The following is a 1,916-nucleotide window of genomic DNA, read 5'->3' as shown; positions in this document are numbered from 1 at the left end:
GAGATTAATCGTGAGAAGGAACTGCTACTCAAGTGTTATTTGCTTAACAAATTTACTGAAATAGGCATGGCTAAGTTTGATATAGCTTCATGAATTTATTATACATTACCCACTATCCGAAGAGCTGTGCAACAAAGCCATCCCAGTGTCAAGCACTGGGATGACAAGAAGAAAGAGTACTGGCATTACATTAAATGATTCTCCTTATTTTAGCATTAAACGCGATGAAGAAAATCATTTATAATCGCTATAGCAACTAGTGTTGAAACCTGACGTACCTTTTGGCTTGACAAACGAGAGTTTTTATCTGATTTGACAACAAGGGCTTCTAGATGACTTTGAAAGTAAATATTACTATGCTTATCTTCGATAGCTTCTATTAATCCTTCATTGGCAAACGCTGCAATTTTATATCCAAGTAGCTCTAGCCTTCTTCTATTCTCTGTAGTATTACTTACTGTACCTGAATGAGCATTCGGAAAATAAGTTGAAAACCAGCCATTTTGATTAGGTAGTAAAAATCTAGCTACCACTTTTTCCAAACTACTACCTGGAACAATTTTTATCTGCTGAAGAGGTATATTCTCTTTTTGTGGATAGGATGCTGATTTTAAATGATTCTTCTCATCATTAACAACATTTGTTATTTCAATTTCTTTTGCATGCATAATGTCTTGTAAACCACCGCATATGGCAAGCAAATGAATTGTAGGATTGTCATCTACTATTTTTACAATTGCTTCATTCACAAGCTGGCGGTAAGGGTTAAGAGCTGAATGAAAGTTATCTGAAATAAATATTCTGTTTATCTTTTGCTCTTTGATAAATTTTGCAACTTCAACTTTTATTCGATCGATCACAATCAGTGGATAATGCAGGTAATTGATGGATTTTCCCAGTGATCCATTTCACAATGGTAAATTTACCTGACTACTGAGTCACTGGTTGGGTCGTTAGAGGAACGGGATCGATCATATACTTTGAACGGACAGCTTAGAATTTTAACGCTTTTGAGCTGGGTTGTACTTTATGATGTCTTTATTCTAAGAAATGTTTTCACATTTCGTTTCTTCCAATTTTTGTAAAAGACAGCCTATGCTATTACGGCTCAGACAACTTAAAAACTCATCCGAATGTTTTTCTTTCCCGGTATTTTTTTTAGTCACGTATCGTACATAAAAATGCTGTTATTCGAATCCCGCGGGATCAACGTGAAAAAAAATACGAATATTGCGGATATCCCGGGATTAATCTGTCTACTTTTACCCCATTAATAACCTCAAGCAATAAAATCACCCTCCGATCGATCCGGCCAATGTCCAGAGCAATTATTTTCCAGAGGCAAATCGCTTCACATTACTACGAACTTGTTTGCAATCGAGGGCCGCAGTAGAGCAAGAACAGTTTTTGCGAGCAACAGCTCGTGCACTTTCGACTAGAAATTCGTAGTGATTCTATCGTAATTGTAATAAAGGTGACATTGGCCAGAATGACCGGTCGCCCGGCGGTGGCGTTTGTCACTAGGCAGTGTCACCTTAACTTCAAATATGTACGGAATTTCTAAGTGCTCGAGGTCCGAGGTGTCGCTCGCATAAACGTACGTTTGGTCTGTGGCAATACAAACTTGCATATTTAAGGCGAGTGTACTCGCGAACGACCTCAACAGTGGCGCCACTTCCCAAAAAAAAATATTTTGTCTTTATACAAATAATCTATCAGAATGTGCGTTGCCTAAGTTTTTTGTATTATCCATAAGTAAAATTAGATCCTGCAAACTCAATGAATATTCGCTGTAATTAAAGATAAGGTAATTAGTACCATGAGTGGCCTTTTTTAATTGAGTTTGCAGGTTCTAATTTTACTTAAGGATATTACAAAAAAATTGAGCGACGGACATTCTGATAGATTGTTTGTAT

General features: G+C 36.8%; 1 pseudogene. It reads right to left on the bottom strand.

What is annotated here, in order from left to right:
- Nucleotides 1-215: 215 nt before the first annotated feature.
- Nucleotides 216-863 (bottom strand): annotated as a pseudogene (locus ACJ5GX_RS04910) (glutamine amidotransferase); the annotation flags it as partial.
- Nucleotides 864-1,916 lie beyond the last annotated feature (1,053 nt).

The organism is Wolbachia endosymbiont of Tuta absoluta, from assembly GCF_059414725.1.
This window is presented reverse-complemented; position numbering and strand designations above follow the sequence as displayed.